General features: G+C 61.6%; 14 protein-coding genes. 5 read left to right on the forward strand and 9 right to left on the reverse strand.

The genetic code is table 11. The features are described from left to right. Positions 1-49: 49 nt before the first annotated feature. The 3 genes from AB4N98_RS15165 (at position 50) to AB4N98_RS15175 (ending at position 5,100) form a co-directional block, all read left to right on the forward strand. Positions 50-1,339 carry a GGDEF domain-containing protein gene (locus AB4N98_RS15165; protein ID WP_017530782.1) on the forward strand — a complete coding sequence of 430 codons (1,290 nt, stop codon included), beginning with the start codon at positions 50-52 and terminating at the stop codon, positions 1,337-1,339. A 90-nt stretch (positions 1,340-1,429) separates the two neighbouring features. After that, positions 1,430-3,202 carry an acyl-CoA dehydrogenase C-terminal domain-containing protein gene (locus AB4N98_RS15170; RefSeq protein WP_065879372.1) on the forward strand — a complete coding sequence of 591 codons (1,773 nt, stop codon included), beginning with the start codon at positions 1,430-1,432 and terminating at the stop codon, positions 3,200-3,202. Positions 3,203-3,321: 119 nt separating this feature from the next. Next, positions 3,322-5,100, forward strand: coding sequence for an acyl-CoA dehydrogenase C-terminal domain-containing protein (locus AB4N98_RS15175; protein ID WP_068935649.1), 1,779 nt, complete (start codon positions 3,322-3,324; stop codon positions 5,098-5,100). A 226-nt stretch (positions 5,101-5,326) separates the two neighbouring features. On the opposite strand, the gene AB4N98_RS15180 is transcribed toward AB4N98_RS15175, so the two are convergent. Then, positions 5,327-6,226 (reverse strand): LysR family transcriptional regulator, encoded by a 900-nt coding sequence (locus tag AB4N98_RS15180; RefSeq protein ID WP_017530785.1) that lies wholly within the window; start codon positions 6,224-6,226, stop codon positions 5,327-5,329. Positions 6,227-6,423: 197 nt separating this feature from the next. Between AB4N98_RS15180 and AB4N98_RS15185 the strand changes: the two genes are divergently transcribed. Both AB4N98_RS15185 and AB4N98_RS15190 read left to right on the forward strand, forming a co-directional pair. Continuing rightward, positions 6,424-7,686 carry an aspartate aminotransferase family protein gene (locus AB4N98_RS15185; RefSeq protein ID WP_065879374.1) on the forward strand — a complete coding sequence of 421 codons (1,263 nt, stop codon included), beginning with the start codon at positions 6,424-6,426 and terminating at the stop codon, positions 7,684-7,686. Positions 7,687-7,866: 180 nt separating this feature from the next. Continuing rightward, positions 7,867-8,025: a YqaE/Pmp3 family membrane protein gene (locus tag AB4N98_RS15190; protein ID WP_003176503.1), complete on the forward strand. Its 159-nt coding sequence runs from the start codon at positions 7,867-7,869 to the stop codon at positions 8,023-8,025. A 5-nt stretch (positions 8,026-8,030) separates the two neighbouring features. Here the strand turns inward: AB4N98_RS15190 and pqqE are convergent, their stop codons facing one another. The 8 genes from pqqE to AB4N98_RS15230 all read right to left on the reverse strand — a co-directional run bounded on the left by pqqE (position 8,031) and on the right by AB4N98_RS15230 (position 16,342). Further along, positions 8,031-9,161 (reverse strand): pyrroloquinoline quinone biosynthesis protein PqqE, encoded by a 1,131-nt coding sequence (pqqE, locus tag AB4N98_RS15195; RefSeq protein ID WP_065879375.1) that lies wholly within the window; start codon positions 9,159-9,161, stop codon positions 8,031-8,033. Then, entirely contained in the window at positions 9,154-9,429 is a 276-nt protein-coding gene (gene pqqD / locus AB4N98_RS15200) for a pyrroloquinoline quinone biosynthesis peptide chaperone PqqD (RefSeq protein WP_017530788.1), read from the reverse strand. Before pqqD ends, pqqE begins: the two co-directional genes overlap by 8 nt. Beyond that, positions 9,426-10,178: a pyrroloquinoline-quinone synthase PqqC gene (pqqC, locus tag AB4N98_RS15205; protein ID WP_017530789.1), complete on the reverse strand. Its 753-nt coding sequence runs from the start codon at positions 10,176-10,178 to the stop codon at positions 9,426-9,428. The genes pqqD and pqqC overlap by 4 nt, the downstream gene beginning before the upstream one ends. 11 nt (positions 10,179-10,189) lie before the next feature. Continuing rightward, positions 10,190-11,101, reverse strand: a complete 912-nt coding sequence (pqqB, locus tag AB4N98_RS15210) for a pyrroloquinoline quinone biosynthesis protein PqqB (RefSeq protein ID WP_068935645.1) — start codon at positions 11,099-11,101, stop codon at positions 10,190-10,192. A 71-nt stretch (positions 11,102-11,172) separates the two neighbouring features. After that, the gene (gene pqqA, locus AB4N98_RS15215; protein ID WP_003194766.1) at positions 11,173-11,247 is read right to left on the reverse strand and encodes a pyrroloquinoline quinone precursor peptide PqqA; all 75 of its coding nucleotides are present in this window, start codon (positions 11,245-11,247) and stop codon (positions 11,173-11,175) included. 159 nt (positions 11,248-11,406) lie between these two features. Further along, positions 11,407-13,773: a pyrroloquinoline quinone biosynthesis protein PqqF gene (pqqF, locus tag AB4N98_RS15220; protein WP_460148745.1), complete on the reverse strand. Its 2,367-nt coding sequence runs from the start codon at positions 13,771-13,773 to the stop codon at positions 11,407-11,409. Between the two features lie 59 nt (positions 13,774-13,832). Next, positions 13,833-14,627 carry a carbon-nitrogen hydrolase family protein gene (locus tag AB4N98_RS15225; RefSeq protein WP_017530792.1) on the reverse strand — a complete coding sequence of 265 codons (795 nt, stop codon included), beginning with the start codon at positions 14,625-14,627 and terminating at the stop codon, positions 13,833-13,835. An 11-nt stretch (positions 14,628-14,638) separates the two neighbouring features. Beyond that, positions 14,639-16,342 (reverse strand): flavin monoamine oxidase family protein, encoded by a 1,704-nt coding sequence (locus tag AB4N98_RS15230; protein ID WP_017530793.1) that lies wholly within the window; start codon positions 16,340-16,342, stop codon positions 14,639-14,641. Positions 16,343-16,459: the final 117 nt, after the last annotated feature.

The following is a 16,459-nucleotide window of genomic DNA, read 5'->3' on the forward strand; positions in this document are numbered from 1 at the left end:
GTCGGCGTAACGGCATAGTGCCACTATTTTGTAGGTCGGAGTTTTACCCTTGTCACGCGTGTCGGCTGTGCGGTTCAGTCATTTTCTTCCCTCGTTGCTGCTCTTGCTGGCGGGGCTTTCGGCTGCATACGTCAAGGATCTCAACGTCTTCTTCACCTCGCTGTTCAACGTGTTGCCGACCCTGGTGTTGCTGCTCGGCGGTTCGTACTGCGCGGTATACCGGCGCCAGCGTGAGCTGTTCTTGATGATTACCGTGTACGTGGCCTACTTCCTGCTCGATACCCAGACCGATTTCTACCGTGACAACGGCCGCGTGCGCGAAGATGCGGCGGTGGTGTTTCACCTGTGTTGCCTGTTGTTGCCACTGCTGTTCAGCATTTATGCGTTGTGGCAGGAAAAAACCCACCTGTTCCGCGACTTCGTAGCGCGCGGCGCGGTGTTGCTGGCAATAGGCAGCGTAGCGTTGGCCCTTGAGCAAAGTTATCCCCAGGCGCTGTTGAACTGGTTGGCGCAGATCCGCTGGCCGGCGTTGCATGGCAACTGGATGAGCTTGATCCAGCTGTCGTACCCCATGTTCCTGATCGGCTTCCTGACGCTCGCGGCGCAATACTGGTACCAGCCGCGCCCGCTGCATGCGGCGCAATTGGTGGGGGTGCTGGGGCTGTTCTGGATGTTGCCCCAGACGTTCATCCTGCCGTTTACCCTCAATATCATGTGCAGCCAGGTGATGTTGATGATCGCTGCCGGCGTGGCCCATGAGGCCTATCAAATGGCGTTTCGCGATGAGCTGACCGGTTTGCCGGGGCGTCGTGCGCTCAACGAGCGCATGCAACGGCTGGGGCGTAACTATGTGCTGGCGATGACCGACGTCGACCACTTCAAGCGCTTCAACGACACCCATGGCCACGATGTCGGCGACCAAGTGCTGCGCCTGGTGGCGAGCAAATTGTCCCGGGTCAGCGGTGGCGGGCGTGCGTACCGCTATGGCGGTGAAGAGTTTGCCGTGGTGTTTGCCGGCAAGAGCCTGGATGAGTGCATGCCGCACTTGGAGGAAATTCGCGAGATCGTCGCCAATTACGACATCAAGCTGCGCAACTCGGATCGCCCTCAGGATGATAGCCAGGGCCGGCAACGCCGCGCGGGCAGCGGCGCGTCGAGCGTGTCGGTGACGGTCAGCATCGGCGTGGCCGAGCGCCAAGCCGAACAGCGCACCCCTGAAGAAGTGCTCAAGTCCGCCGACCAGGCGCTGTATGCCGCCAAAGGCGCGGGGCGCAACTGTGTGATCGCCGCCGGGCAAACACGGCGTGGCGCGGTGCGCATGGAGAGCGCTGCCGGTTGACTGATGGCGACGTATTCAGCGGTTCTACAGTGATTGTTCGGGGCGCTGGCCGGCAGTAGGTTGATGGCATCTGCTGCCGGAGACATGACCATGCCTGAGTACAAAGCTCCCCTGCGCGACATGCGCTTTTTGATCGACAACGTGTTTGATTTCCACGGCCACTACGCCGCGTTGGGCGCAACCGACGCCAGCCCGGACATGGTCAACGCGATCCTCGAAGAAGGCGCCAAATTTTGCGAGAACGTGCTCTCGCCGCTCAACCGCAGCGGCGATGAAGAAGGCTGCCATTTCGACAATGGCGTGGTCACTACGCCCAGGGGTTTCAAGGAAGCCTTCGCCCAGTATGTCGAGGGCGGCTGGCATGGCGTAGCGGCAGACCCGGCCTACGGCGGCCAGGGTTTGCCGCAGTCGCTGGGCCTGGTGCTCAGTGAGATGATCGGCTCCAGCAACACCTCCTGGGGCATGTACCCGGGGCTGACTCATGGCGCCATGTCGGCGATCCATGCCCACGGCACTGCCGAGCAGAAAGACATCTTCCTGGGCAAGCTCACCGCCGGCGAATGGACCGGCACCATGTGCCTGACCGAAGCCCATTGCGGCACCGACCTGGGCCTGATCAAGACCCGCGCCGTGCCCCAGGCCGATGGCAGCTATGCCGTTACCGGCAGCAAAATCTTCATCTCGGCCGGCGAGCACGACATGAGCGCCAATATCATCCATTTGGTGCTGGCCAAGCTGCCGGATGCGCCGGCCGGCACCAAGGGCATTTCGCTGTTTATCGTGCCCAAGTTCCACGCCGACTCCGGCGAGCGCAACGCGGTGAACTGTGGCGCCATCGAGCACAAGATGGGCATCAAGGCCTCAGCCACTTGCGTGCTGAACTTCGACGGGGCCAAGGGCTTTTTGATTGGCGAGGCCAACAAAGGCCTCAACTGCATGTTCACCATGATGAACCACGCGCGCCTGGGCACCGGCATGCAAGGCCTGTGCAATGGCGAAGCGAGCTTCCAGGGCGCGATAAAATACGCCAATGATCGCCTGCAAATGCGCTCGCTGACCGGCGCCAAGGCCCCGGACAAGGCTGCCGATCCGATCATCGTGCACCCCGACGTGCGACGCATGCTGCTGACCATGAAGGCCTTCAACGAGGGCAACCGCGCACTCACCTATTTCACCGCGCAGCTGCTTGATACCGCGCACCTGAGCAGCGACGCCGGCCAGCGCCAGGAAGCCGAAGACCTGTTGGCGTTCCTCACGCCGATCTGCAAAGCCTTTATGACCGACACCGGGCTGGAAGTGACCAACCATGGCATGCAGGTATTCGGCGGCCACGGCTACATCCGCGAGTGGGGCATGGAGCAACTGGCGCGCGATGCGCGTATCGCGCCGATTTATGAAGGTACCAATGGCATCCAGGCCCTCGACCTGCTGGGGCGCAAGGTGCTGGGCAGCCAGGGCAAGTTGCTGCGCGGGTTTACCAAAATCGTGCATAAGTTTTGCGCCGCGAATGCCGAGCATGCGCAGCTCAAGTCCTATGTGGCGCAGCTTAACCAACTGAACCAGCAATGGGGCGAGTTGACCAGCCAGGTCGGTATGGCCGCGATGAAGAATCCGGATGAAGTAGGCGCCGCCGCGGTGGATTACTTGATGTACAGCGGTTACATCATCCTCGCCTACCTGTGGCTGCGCATGGCGATTGCGGCGCAGGGCCACGGCGATGCCGAGTTCGCCAAGGCCAAGCTGGCCACCTGTGAGTTTTACTTCAAGCGCCTGTTGCCGCGTACCGCGACCCATCGCGCCGCGGTGGAAGCGGGCAGTGAATGCCTGATGAGTCTGTCTGCGGCGGCGTTTATGCTGGAGTGACTTAAAAATACCAGCTAGTCACAAGTGGACCCTATGTGTCTGAAAAGTTGTTCGGGTACACTCGGAGCCTGTAAAACAGATCCTATCGAATCACTTTTCACGTTCTCACGAGGTTTGCCATGGCTGATTACAAAGCGCCGCTGCGTGATATGCGCTTCGTCCTCAACGAAGTGTTTGAGGTTGCCGCTACCTGGGCCCAATTGCCGGCGTTGGCAGACACCGTTGACGCCGATACTGTCGAGGCGATTCTCGAAGAGGCCGGCAAAGTGACCGCCAAATCCATCGCGCCGCTCAGCCGCGGTGGCGATGAGCAGGGTTGCCGTTGGGACAACACCGCCGTGTTTACCCCGGACGGTTTCCCACAGGCCTACAAAACCTACGCCGAAGGCGGCTGGGTGGGCGTAGGCGGTGATCCTTCGTTTGGCGGCATGGGCATGCCCAAGGCGGTGTCGGCGCAAGTTGAAGAGATGATCAACTCGTCGAGCCTGGCGTTCGGGCTTTACCCGATGCTGACCTCCGGCGCCTGTGTGTCGATCGCTACCCACGCCAGCGAGGAACTCAAGGCGGCCTACCTGCCGAAGATGTATTCCGGCGAGTGGGCCGGCTCCATGTGCCTGACCGAGGCCCATGCCGGTACCGACCTGGGGATGATCCGCACAAAAGCCGAACCTCAGGCGGACGGTTCCTACACCGTCAGCGGGACCAAGATTTTTATCACCGGCGGCGAACACGATCTCACCGACAACATCATCCACCTGGTGCTGGCCAAGTTGCCGGACGCGCCGGCAGGTCCAAAGGGTATCTCGTTGTTCCTGGTACCGAAGTTCATGGTCAATGCCGACGGCAGCCTGGGCGCACGTAACCCGGTGAGCTGTGGCTCCATCGAGCACAAGATGGGTATCCAGGCCTCTGCGACCTGCGTGATGAACTTCGACGCAGCCGTGGGTTACCTGGTGGGCGAGCCGAACCGTGGGTTGGCGGCGATGTTCACCATGATGAACTACGAGCGTCTGGGTGTGGGTATCCAGGGCCTGGCTTCCGGCGAACGCTCTTACCAGAACGCCATTGACTATGCGCGTGACCGTCTGCAGAGCCGCTCCCCGCTGGGGGCTCAGGCGAAAGACAAAGCGGCCGACCCGATCATCGTGCACCCCGACGTGCGGCGCATGTTGCTGACCATGAAAGCTTCGAACGAAGGGGGCCGGGCGTTCTCCACCTACGTGGCGACGCAGTTGGACATCGCCAAGTTCAGCGACGACGCCGCTGCCCGCGAACGTGCGGATAACCTGGTGGCGTTGCTGACGCCGGTGGCCAAGGCGTTCCTGACCGACCTGGGCCTGGAAACCACTGTGCTCGGCCAACAAGTGTTCGGCGGTCACGGCTACATCCGTGAGTGGGGCCAGGAGCAATTGGTGCGTGATGTGCGCATCACCCAAATCTACGAAGGCACCAACGGCATCCAGGCCCTGGACTTGATGGGGCGCAAGATCGTCGGCAGCGGCGGCGCGTTCTACCGCGTGTTCGCCGATGAGATCCGTCAGTTCATCGCAGGCGCGGGCGCCGAATTGGCCGAGTTCACCCAGCCGCTGAGCGCGGCGGTCGACAACCTGGACGAACTGACGGCCTGGGTGCTGGATCGCGCCAAGGCCAATCCGAACGAAATCGGCGCGGCTTCGGTGGAGTATTTGCATGCGTTTGGCTACGTGGCATACGCCTACATGTGGGCGCGCATGGCCAAGGCCGCCGTGGGGAAAGAAGAGGAAGATGACTTCTACGCCAGCAAGCTGGGCACGGCACGGTTCTACTTTGCCCGCCTGTTGCCACGTATTCACTCGCTGATCGCGTCGGTAAAAGCCGGTAGTGAATCGCTGTTTTTGCTGGATGAAGCCCTGTTTTAAGGGCTCGGAGGGCGTGTAAGCATTCTCTTACATGACGTGCTGCTAATCGTCCTCTATCGCCACATTGGATCCACGGATAATCTACTTCACATGGACGTCGCGCAGGAAGCGCAAAGCAACAACACGGACACGTAGGATTCTGCCAGGAAGGCGGAGTGAAATGGATGTCAGGGAAACAGTCTGCAAAGCCCCGCTTCGGCGGGGTTTTCTTTTGCCCGCGAAAAAGTCAGGCGGGTGCCTGCGGCGCGTTCATCACGTCTTCCAGCAAGGTGCGCAGCAGCGCCAGCGTCGCCTGTTGACGCTGCACATCGCGGCATACCAGGCCGACTTTCAACGGCACCCTCGGCTCACTCAACGGTTTCCACAGCAGCGACTGGCTGTTGTGCTCATCCTGTGAGCGCCCCGGCAGCACCGTGGCCAATCGGGTGTTGGGCAGGCTGTCGAGAATACCCACCATGGTATTGAGCTCTGCCTGCACCTGCGGCCGCCGCCCCAGGTTGGCGAGCTGCCCCTGCCAGATCTGCCTGATCTGAAACTCTTCCCCCAGCAGCAACATCGGCAACTCGGCGGCTTGTTTCAGCGAGACTTTCTTGAATTCGCGCAGGGGATGGTCGTCGGGTATGACCACCTTCAGCTCGTCTTCGTACAGCAGCACGCCGTGTAACCCCGGTTGACGTGGCGGCAGATAGCTGATGCCGATGTCCAGTGAACCGTTGAGCAACCGCCGCTCAATCTCAATACCGGTCAATTCGTAGATCTGCACCACCAGGTGCGGCTGGGCCTTGCGCACACGCTCAAGCATTTGCGGCACCAGGCTGGTGTGCACGGTTTGCAGCACGCCGATGGCCAAGGTGCGCAACGCCTGGCCCTTGAAGTTGCGCAACGCCTCGACGGCCTGCTGCATGCCGTCAATCAACGGCAACGCGTGGTTGTACAAGGTGTGGGCCGCAAGTGTCGGCAATAGCCGCTTGCTGCTGCGTTCGAACAGGCTCACATCCAGGTTCTGCTCCAACTGGCGGATCTGTTGCGACAAGGCCGGTTGGGAGATCGACAGACGTTCCGCGGCACGGCCCACATGGCCTTCTTCGTACACCGCGACGAAATAACGCAGTTGCTTGAAATCCATAAGTCTTTCTTATCGAAAAAGCAGGAAAATCGAAATGGCCGATGGCCCCCGAGATGGCTAGTCTAGCGCCTATTCGCAGGGCTTACAGGGCCGGATCGGGCAATGAACAGTGTTTGTGTTGATAGCGTTTACATAGGCAAGACAGAAAACCCGCAGCGGGTGTTCGTACCAGGCTCGATTGCTATCGGGGTGGATCTGTGAATCTGTTCACTAGGCGTCGCCCCACGCCCAGCCTGGATGACTTGGTTATGGACGCAGCGGGTGACGTGACCAGTGAATCCTTGATGCCTACCGTGGCACGGCCTCCACACGTGTTTTTGCGTGGCCAGGGTTCCTGGTTGTGGGACAGCGACGACCGCGCTTACCTGGACTTCAGCCAGGGCAATGGCGCGAACAGCCTCGGCCATAGCCCGCAGGTATTGATCCGCGCCCTCGGTGAACAGACCCAAGCACTGATCAACCCCGGCATGGGCCTGCATAACCGCACCCAGCTCAATCTCGTCGAGCGTTTGTGCCACCGCACCGGCAGCGACCAGGCCTACCTGCTTAACAGCGGCGCCGAAGCCTGTGAAGCGGCGATCAAGTTGGCGCGCAAATGGGGCCAACTGCATCGCGGCGGCGCATACCGCATTATCAGCGCCAGCAACGGTTGCCATGGCCGCAGCTTCGCGACGCTGGCGGCCTCGGCGGGCGCCTTGGAAAACCGCTTCGAACCCCAATTACCCGGCTTTACCCACGTGCCATTCAACGATCTGCCGGCGCTGCATGCCGCCGTCGATGCGCAAACCGTGGCGATCATGCTTGAGCCGCTCCAGGGCGTCGGCGTCATTCCCGCCACCGAGCATTACTTGAAGGGCGTCGAGCGGCTGTGCCGTGAACTGGGGATCCTGCTGATTCTTGACGAAGTGCAAACCGGCCTTGGCCGTTGCGGGACGTTACTTGCCGAGCAGCAGTACGGCGTGCGCGCCGACATCATCACCCTCGGTAAAGGCCTGGGCGGCGGCGTGCCCTTGGCGGCACTGTTGGCACGCGGCAAGGCGTGCTGCTTTGAAGTGGGTGAGTTGGACGGCACCCATCATGGCAACGCGCTGATGGCATCGGCCGGCGCGGCGGTGCTCGACACGGTGCTGGAGCACGGCTTTCTCGAGCATGTGCGCGAGTCCGGCGTTTATCTGGGCGAAGGGCTGGCGCGCCTGGCTTACCGCTACGATCACGGCCAACTGCGCGGCCAAGGCCTGATATGGGGCTTGACGTTGTCGGAGGATTCAGCACATGCCGTGGTAAAAGCCGCGCTGCACGAAGGCCTGATCCTCACCGCGCCGCAACCCGACTGCCTGCGCTTGACCCCCGCGCTGACGGTGAGCAAAAGCAACATCGACGAAATGCTCCTGCGCCTGGCCCGCGCCTTCTCCCGCGTACGCACCGCGCAGCTGCAATGCCGCAAGGGCATCGCCGTTTAACCTGTTATTCCTGAACCGTCTCGCGGTATACGCGGCGCCTCCAGCCTGACTCTTTTGGCTGGGGGCGTTTTTTTATGCTTATTGCGGGATGGCGCAATGCCAGAACTCACTGAACCCTCACGAGCCCCCAAGGTCGATTAGCTACACGGCTCACACGAGCCGATTTTATGGAGCTGACCCATGGATTTCATTCGTATCATCATCGCTATTCTGCTGCCGCCACTGGGTGTGTTCCTGCAAGTAGGCTTCGGCGGCGCGTTCTGGCTGAATATTCTGCTGACCTTGTGCGGTTACTTCCCTGGCATCATCCATGCGGTGTACATCATCGCCAAGCGCTGAGGCCCTTAGCCTTTTGCGATGAGCCGTGAGTTGCGCTCATTGCGAAAGGCCAGTTGCTCGATGCTCAGGCTGGCGTGCTCGGCGTCTTCCCGCGCTTGCAGGATGATGCCGTGGTGTTCGGACTTGCTGCACACGGGGTCGGCATTGCTGGCGTCGCCCGTGAGCATGAAGGCCTGGCAACGGCAGCCGCCGAAGTCCTTTTCCTTTTCGTCGCATGAACGGCATGGCTCGGGCATCCAGTCGTAGCCGCGAAAGCGATTGAAGCCAAAGGAGTCGTACCAGATGTGCTGCATGCTGTGGTCGCGCACATTGGGAAACTGCACCGGCATTTGTCGGGCTCCGTGGCAGGGCAGGGCGGTGCCGTCCGGTGTGACCGTCAGAAAAATACTGCCCCAGCCGTTCATGCAGGCTTTGGGGCGCTCCTCGTAGTAATCCGGGGTCACAAAGATCAGTTTGCACGGGTGGCCTTGCGCTTCGAGCTTTGCGCGGTATTCGTTGGTGATGCGTTCGGCACGCACCAACTGTTCTTTGGTGGGCAATAAACCCACGCGATTGAGCTGCGCCCAGCCGTAGAACTGGCAGGTGGCAAGCTCGACGAAGTCCGCTTCCAGCGCGATGCACAGCTCGATGATGCGGTCGATCTTGTCGATATTGTGCCGATGGGTGACGAAGTTCAGCACCATCGGGTAGCCGTGGGCTTTCACCGCCCGGGCCATTTCCAGCTTTTGCGCGAAGGCTTTTTTCGAGCCGGCCAGCAGGTTGTTCACCTGCTCGTCGCTGGCCTGGAAGCTGATCTGGATATGGTCCAGGCCGGCCTTCTTGAAGTCGCTGATTTTCTGCTCGGTCAGGCCGATGCCGGAGGTGATCAGGTTGGTGTAGAAGCCCAGCTTGCGCGCCTCGGCGATCAACTCCGCGAGGTCCTGGCGCACCAGCGGTTCACCGCCGGAAAAACCCAACTGCGCGGCGCCCATTTCGCGGGCTTCACGAAACACCTTGATCCACTGCTCGGTGCTCAGCTCTTTGCCCTGCTCGGCGAAATCCAGCGGGTTGGAGCAGTAAGGGCACTGCAACGGGCAGCGGTAGGTCAGCTCGGCCAACAGCCACAAGGGCAGGCCGATGGCTGGCTTTTCAGGCAAGGGTAATCCAGTGCTCAGCACGGGCGACCTCCATGAATTGCTCGATGTCGTCACCGAGCTCAGGCACACCAGGAAATTGTTGGTCCAGTTTGGCGATGATCGCCGCTACGTCGCGCTCGCCATCGATCAAGCCGCCGATCAACGCGGCACTGTCGTTGAGCTTGATCATGCCTTCGGGGTAGAGCAACACATGGCCTTTTTGCGCCGGCTCGTACTGGTAACGATAGCCCTGGCGCCAGGTCGGTATTTTGCTGCGATCAAAGCTCATAGGGCGATCCCTTTATGCCAGACCCGCTGCTCGGTCACGCTGTGATAGGGCGGGCGTTTGAGTTCATAGGCCATGCTCATGGCGTCGAGCATGCTCCACAGGATGTCCAGTTTGAACTGGAGGATTTCCAGCATGCGGTCCTGACCTTCACGAGTGGTGTAGTGCTGCAGGGTGATCGCCAAGCCGTGTTCAACATCGCGACGGGCCTGGCCCAGGCGGGTGCGAAAGTACTCGTAGCCGGTCGGGTCGATCCACGGGTAATGCTGTGGCCAGCTGTCGAGGCGCGATTGGTGGATCTGCGGCGCGAACAGCTCGGTCAGCGAACTGCTGGCAGCTTCCTGCCAACTGGCGCGACGGGCAAAGTTGACGTAGGCATCCACCGCAAAACGCACGCCGGGCAGCACCAGTTCCTGGGAGCGCAGTTGGTCCGGGTCGAGGCCGACGGCCTGGCCCAGGCGCAACCAGGCTTCGATGCCGCCGTCTTCTCCGGGCGCGCCGTCATGGTCGAGCAGGCGCTGGATCCATTCGCGACGGATCTCGCGGTCCGGGCAGTTGGCCAGGATCGCGGCGTCTTTCAGGGGAATGTTTACCTGATAGTAGAAGCGGTTGGCGACCCAGCCCTGGATCTGTTCGCGGCTGGCGCGGCCTTCATACATCGCCACGTGGTACGGGTGGTGAATATGGTAGAAGGCGCCCTTGGCCCGCAAGGCCGCTTCGAACTCGGCGGGCGTCAGCGGTGTGTCAGTCATTTGCGTTGCTCCTACAGTTCAATGCTCATGCCGTCGTAAGCCACTTCGACATTGCGCCGCGCCAGCTCTGCCCGCTCGGGGGAGTCTTCATCGAGGATCGGGTTGGTGTTGTTGATGTGGATAAGCACCTTGCGTTGCGCCGGTAGCTGCTCAAGCACTTCGAGCATGCCGCCGGGGCCGTTCTGCGCCAGGTGGCCCATCTCGCGCCCGGTGCGGGTGCCGACGCCCCGGCGCTGCATTTCATCGTCGTCCCACATCGTGCCGTCCACCAGCAGGCAGTCGCTGCCGGCCATGATCTTCAGCAATGGCGCGTCGACCTTGCCCAGCCCCGGGGCATAGAACAGTTTGCCGCCGGTGCGCAGGTCTTCGACGATCAGGCCGATATTGTCGCCCGGGTGCGGGTCGAAGCGGTGCGGCGAGTAGGGCGGTGCGGCGCTGCGCAGCGGTAGCGGGGTGAAACGCAGGTTCGGGCAGGCGGGGATGCTGAAGCTGGCGTCCAGCTCGATGCGGTTCCAGGCCAGGCCGCCGTTCCAGTGAGTGAGCATGGTGAACAGCGGGAAACCGGTGCTCAGGTCTTCATGGACCATGTCGGTGCACCACACCTGGTGCGGGCAGCCTTCGCGCAGGCTCAACAGGCCGGTGGTGTGGTCGATCTGGCTGTCCATCAGGATGATCGCGCCGATGCCGGTATCGCGCAGCGCACGGCCGGGTTGCATCGGCGCAAACGCTTGCAGTTGCGCGCGAATATCCGGGGAGGCGTTGCACAGCACCCAATTCACGCCGTCGTCGGAGATCGCGATGGACGACTGGGTACGCGCCTGCGCCCGCAGGCTGCCGTCACGAAAACCTGCGCAGTTCACGCAGTTGCAATTCCACTGTGGGAAACCACCGCCGGCGGCAGAACCTAGAATCTGGACAAACATGATTGCTCCATCACGCAAAGCTCAAAACAAAAACGCCCCGGGCGAACCGAGGCGTTGTATTACCCAGCGGATTAACGGCTGGCGAAGTACATGGTGACTTCGAAGCCGATGCGCAGATCAGTGTAAGCAGGTTTGGACCAAGTCATATTCTTACTCCTACGAAGGGATGGGACGTTTACTACCAAGTAATACATATAGTCCACCTCCAGCTGGAGATGTTCAGATGTTCGCCCGGGAATGTTACGCAATTCTAATCAAGTTAGCGCTGTCTTGGTGGAAAAAGCCTATTGCAGCGTAGGCAATGATCAGCCCGCTGGTTTCCACCCGTCGCCGGTGTGCGAACCGTTGGCCACACAGCGCCAGCCGCCTTGGGCATCGTTCAGTTGCTGGGCGGCGAGTAAAAGCTCATCAACGCCGCAGCTTTGGATCAACGCCTGAAGGCGCGCCAGATAATCCGACGGGTGGCCCGCCAGATGCGTGTGCCATAGCCATTCAGCGGCTTGGGTCATCGACAGCGCCTGAGGCGAGAACTGCTGCGCCAGTGCCAGGTTGCCCGCGTCTTCGCGGCTGCGGATCAGCGCCGGCAATTGCGTCAGAAATGTCTGAAGGTGCGCAACGATCCCCTCAAGGGGCACGCTCGGGGATTGCACGCCAAACAGCAGGCCGGTTTGCCCGTTGATCTGTCGGATACCGCTGAATACGGCGTAGCCCACTTGCAGTTCGACCCGCAGGCGTTGGTAGAACGGCCCCTGGAGAATATGACCGAGCAGGCGCCACGCGGCTTCGTCCGCCAGGGCTTGGCTGGGTGTTGGGCAAAACAGCAGTAAGGCGGCTTCGGTGGAGTCGGTTTTTACCTCATGCCACACGCGTTGGCCGATGAGGTCTTGGCGTGTGTGCTCCAGGCTGCTGGGTTGGCCCGGCAGGCGAGCGGCGGCGGACTTGAGCGCCGCTTCGCACGCGGCGGGAAAACCCAGGCCGAGGCCATGCCAGCGGGCGGTGCTCCATGCGGCGGGCTGTTCGCGGGGGGCGAAATGGCTTGCGGCGCAGCACGCCGGTAACGCCTTGAGCAGTTCGCGAATGGCCATCATGGGCGTCGGAACGAGAGGCGCCTCCTGGGGCTGATTCAGGCGCTGGGCCAAGGCTTCGAGGATGGCCGGCATCGGCTCGTGCAGCCCGATCATTTTCAGCAGCCATTCATTGCCGGCGGTTTCGAAAGACAGCTCGACGCCTGCTTGGTGAGCGCTCTCCCGCACGGCTTGCATAGTGCTTTCTAGTGCGGGCGCCGCGCATTCGAACTGCCAGCGCAGGTACAGCGCACCTTCACCGCTGCTATCCGCCAGGGCCTGGCTGAACGTCAGCGCCGCTACCTCTCGACGCCCTCGGGAACGATCCTGGGCAAAAGTACGTAAGCCTCGATGCGCGCTGGTTTGGCCGCGAATCAGGCCCGCGCGTTCTTCCTTGATCGGCGGCCGTAGGAACGGGTTGTTCGGGGGGAGTTGCCAAGGGTGCCTGGAGGGCGGCAGGTGCAGCGAATCGAGCATGGCCTTGAGCGCTGCGGCGCCCTGCTCCGAAAGCTCTTCGCTGTCGTTTCGGGCCAATGCCAGGGCGTCCTGGACCTGTTGTTGGCGAGCATTCAGCAGGGCGAACTCTTCGCGCAGTGGCGTCCAGTCGCTGTGTGCGAAAAAGCTCAGCCAATCATGTAGCAGCGCCTGAATCTGTGTCGCGGGTTCGCCTTGAGTGCTGCGCGTGATAACGATATCCAGCAGCGCTTGCCCGGCGAAGTGGTACGGCGCCGACGCCTGCACTGCGGTGGCCAGCCCGCGTGTTTTCAGCTCGGCGAGCAGGCCGCCGGGCGCCGGGGCATTGAGCCAGGTACACAAAAAATCCAGTGCTTCACGCGATGCCTCGCAGGCGATGACGTGGTGCCAATGCGGGCTGGCGCCAGGTTGGCAGCTATATGCCTGGCCCTGCATCAAGGCAGGCGGAACGGCTTGGGGATGCCAAGGCCCTGACGTCAGTTGCTCGCTGAACCGCTGTGCCAAGGCTTCGAGCTCTACCAGTGACTGCGGGCCGGCAAGGCTCAAGGTCATCTGCCCGCTCTGATAGAAATGTGCATGGAATTCGCGCAGCGCTTGCTGAAAGGTCTCCCGCTCCACCGGTAGCGTGTCGCGGTTGCCCGCGTGAAAGCCACGCAGCGGATGGTCCGCCGCCAAACCTTCAAACACCGCCACCTGCTGTTGAGCCTTGGCATCCTGGGACCAGGCCACGAATTCCGCGTGCAGCACTTCGCGCTCGCGCAGTTGATCGTCCAACGCCAGGCGCGGATGAGTCAGCATGTCTGCCAACCGATCCAGCCCATCGGCGAAGGTCGGCACAGGCAGTTCGAAGAAAAAGTCCGTGGTGCGTTCGCGGGTGCTGGCGTTCACTTGCCCACCGTGACGTTGCACGAAGGCCATCAACCCTTCGCCCGTGGGAAAGCGCTGAGTACCGAGAAACAACAAGTGCTCAAGAAAATGCGCCAGGCCCGGCCAGGCTAACGGCACGTCATGGCTGCCGGCAGCGACCTTTAACGCTGCGGCGCAACGCTTCAAGCGCGGCGCATGTCGCAGGGAAACCCGCAGGCCATTGGCCAGGGTCAGGTGCTGGGGGTGAGGGTGGGCCGGCGCAGACATGGGCACTTCCGAAACGTAGGAGGTGGCTATGCTAACAAACCGTCGGCAAACCCGCAGGCTCAGGGCTTGGTCAGCGCGCCGTACAGGTCGGGGCGACGGTCTTGCAGGTAGTCGTTGGCGGCGCGGGCGTCGAGGATCGCTTGGTGCTCCAGCGTGCCGACAATCAAGGCTTCATCCAGGCTGGCCAGGGCGATTTGCTGGCCATTCGGCGCGGCAATGCTGCTTTGCCCGCAGTAGTGAATCTCATCTTCGTGCCCGCAATAATTGGCGTAGGCCACGTAGCATTGGTTTTCAAAGGCCCGCGCCCTCACGGTGACGTCAGCGACAAAGTCGAACGGCACCATGTTGGCGGTAGGCACCAGGATCAGCTCGGCTCCGGCCAGTGCCAGGCGCCGGGTGTTTTCCGGGAACTCCAGGTCATAGCAGATCAGCAATCCCAAGGTCCATCCGTTGAAGTTAACCAGTGGGAAGTCACCGTCGCCGGCGCTGAACATCGAGTGATCCAGGTCGCCAAACAGGTGGGTTTTGCGGTAGTTACACAGGCGCTGCCCGTGGGTGTCGATCAACTGCGCGGCGTTGTAGATCTGCCCATCCTCAGCCCGCTCCGGGTAGCCGTACAGAATGGCCAGCCCGGCGCTTTGCGCGATCTCGGCAATGGTTTGCGCAGCGTTCCCATCCTGCGCCTCGGCCAAGGCGCCGACTGCTTCAGCGCCGATGTTGTAACCGGTTAGAAACATCTCCGGCAGCACCAGCACATCGGCGCCGGTGGCCTCATGCGCCACCTTGTGCAGGCGCTCGAGGTTAGCGGCCACGTCCAGCGGTAGCGGCGGGCATTGGTACAGGGCGACACGCATGGCGTAACTCCTTAATCGGCCAGGGCGATCGGCCCGATCTCATCAAACACGTCGCCAGGCCCTGGGTTCTCGGCGTGGGTGCTGCCGCCGAAGTGAGTCATGATGCCCCACACGGCGTTCAGTGAGGTTTGTACGGCGCCCTCGACCCAGGCGGGTGTCCATGAGACGTCGTCACCGGCGATAAAAATCCCACGTTGTTCGGCGGGCATGTCTTTTTGCATAAAGTGCGCGTACATCCGCTGGTTGTAGCGATAGTGGCCGGGCAACGCGCCCTTGAAGGCCCCGAGGAAATGGGGGTCGGCCTCCCAGGATACGGTGATCGGGTCGCCGATGATGCGCGCCTTGATATCGACTTTCGGGTAGATCTTCTTCAATGCATCGAGGGCCAGCTTCACCCGTTTATCGATAGGTTGCGGCAGCATTTTCAGCGCGTCACTCATCCACGAGTACGACAGGCAGATCACGCCCGGCTTGTCGTCCCCGTTGTCGAACAAATACGTGCCGCGGGTCAGGCGGTCGGTGAGGGTCATGCTCATCAGGTCGCGGCCGGTTTGCGGGTCTTTGTCTTTCCAGAACGGGCGATCGACCATCACGAAGGTTTTCGACGATTGCATGTAGCGCGTGCGGTCCAGGGCCATCCACATCTTTTGCGAAAACAGGGTTTCGTCGCACTCGATCTGGGTGGTCAGCAGCCAGCTCTGGCAGGTGGTGAGCACGGCGGCGTATTCGCGGGTGTCGCCATAGTTATCGGTCACCGCGAAGCGGCCACCCTCAGCGTGGGCAATCCGCTTGACCCCCGCGCGAGGCGCGCCGCTGTGCAGCGAACTGAGGCTGGTGCCGGCCGGCCAGTGGGCGCAGCGCTCCGGCACATGACGCCAGATGCCCATGGGCACTTGCGCCACGCCGCCGACCACCAGGTGCTGGTGGTCGTCGCAGTTGGTCATCACCACGCGAAAGATTTCCAGCATTGAGTTGGGGAAGTCCGAGTCCCAGCCGCCGGTGCCGAAACCCACCTGGCCGAACACTTCACGGTGATGGAACGACAGCTTGGCGAAGGCCTTGGAGGTGGCGACGAAATCATAGAAAGTGCGGTCGTCCCACAGCGGCACCAGTTTATTCCACAGTGCTTTGAGACGCGGTACGTCACGGTCGCGGATGGCTTGCTGGATATCGCCGAACTGCGAGCCGGCTTCCAGGGCATCGGCCCAGGCGTCGGCTACTTCCTGGAATAAGGTAGGCAAGTCGGCCAGTTTTTGTGCGTAGTGGGTCTGGCCTTCGAGGTCGATCACCGTGCTGCCGGAGGCCGGGGTCAACGGGTTGGGAAACGGTTTGGTGTGAAGGCCGAGCTTGTCGACATAGTGATAAAACGCTGTGGACGACACCGGGAACCGCATGCCGCCGAGCTCTGCGATGATGCCTTCGGCGCCTTCGAAGGCCTGGGAGCGCAGGCGGCCGCCCATTTTCGAGGCTTCGTATACCACGGGCTTGAGCCCCAGCTTCATCAGCTCATAGGCCGCCACCAGCCCGGCAATACCGGCGCCGACAATCGCCACCTCGGCACCATGGTGTTCGGTGGGAATGCTGCCCAGGCCGGCGGGGTGCTCGATCCAGTCATCGAAGGCAAACGGGAAGTCCGGGCCGAAGATGGTGATGGGTTTTTTACCGTCTGCTGGGTGACGATTGGTCTTGCTGAGGGTACTGGACGGAATGCTCATGGCTGACCTTACTGACGACTCGGCGGGATTTGGCCCGTTGAGTATAGGAAAAGATGGCAGCCAGTTTAGGGAGCGTAGCGCTCGTTAATAAGACGCAAAGTGTCGTCGGAATGGATT

It is taken from the genome of Pseudomonas sp. S3_E10 (assembly GCF_054667615.1).

Excerpts from the sequence above, each read along its gene's own strand:
- AB4N98_RS15170 (WP_065879372.1), top strand. The coding sequence starts at position 1,430 with ATGCCTGAGTACAAAGCTCCCCTGCGCGACATGCGCTTTTTGATCGAC.
- AB4N98_RS15175 (WP_068935649.1), top strand. The coding sequence starts at position 3,322 with ATGGCTGATTACAAAGCGCCGCTGCGTGATATGCGCTTCGTCCTCAAC.
- AB4N98_RS15180 (WP_017530785.1), bottom strand. The coding sequence starts at position 6,226 with ATGGATTTCAAGCAACTGCGTTATTTCGTCGCGGTGTACGAAGAAGGC.
- AB4N98_RS15190 (WP_003176503.1), top strand. The coding sequence starts at position 7,867 with ATGGATTTCATTCGTATCATCATCGCTATTCTGCTGCCGCCACTGGGT.
- pqqD (WP_017530788.1), bottom strand. The coding sequence starts at position 9,429 with ATGAGCTTTGATCGCAGCAAAATACCGACCTGGCGCCAGGGCTATCGT.
- pqqC (WP_017530789.1), bottom strand. The coding sequence starts at position 10,178 with ATGACTGACACACCGCTGACGCCCGCCGAGTTCGAAGCGGCCTTGCGG.
- pqqB (WP_068935645.1), bottom strand. The coding sequence starts at position 11,101 with ATGTTTGTCCAGATTCTAGGTTCTGCCGCCGGCGGTGGTTTCCCACAG.
- pqqF (WP_460148745.1), bottom strand. The coding sequence starts at position 13,773 with ATGTCTGCGCCGGCCCACCCTCACCCCCAGCACCTGACCCTGGCCAAT.
- AB4N98_RS15225 (WP_017530792.1), bottom strand. The coding sequence starts at position 14,627 with ATGCGTGTCGCCCTGTACCAATGCCCGCCGCTACCGCTGGACGTGGCC.
- AB4N98_RS15230 (WP_017530793.1), bottom strand. The coding sequence starts at position 16,342 with ATGAGCATTCCGTCCAGTACCCTCAGCAAGACCAATCGTCACCCAGCA.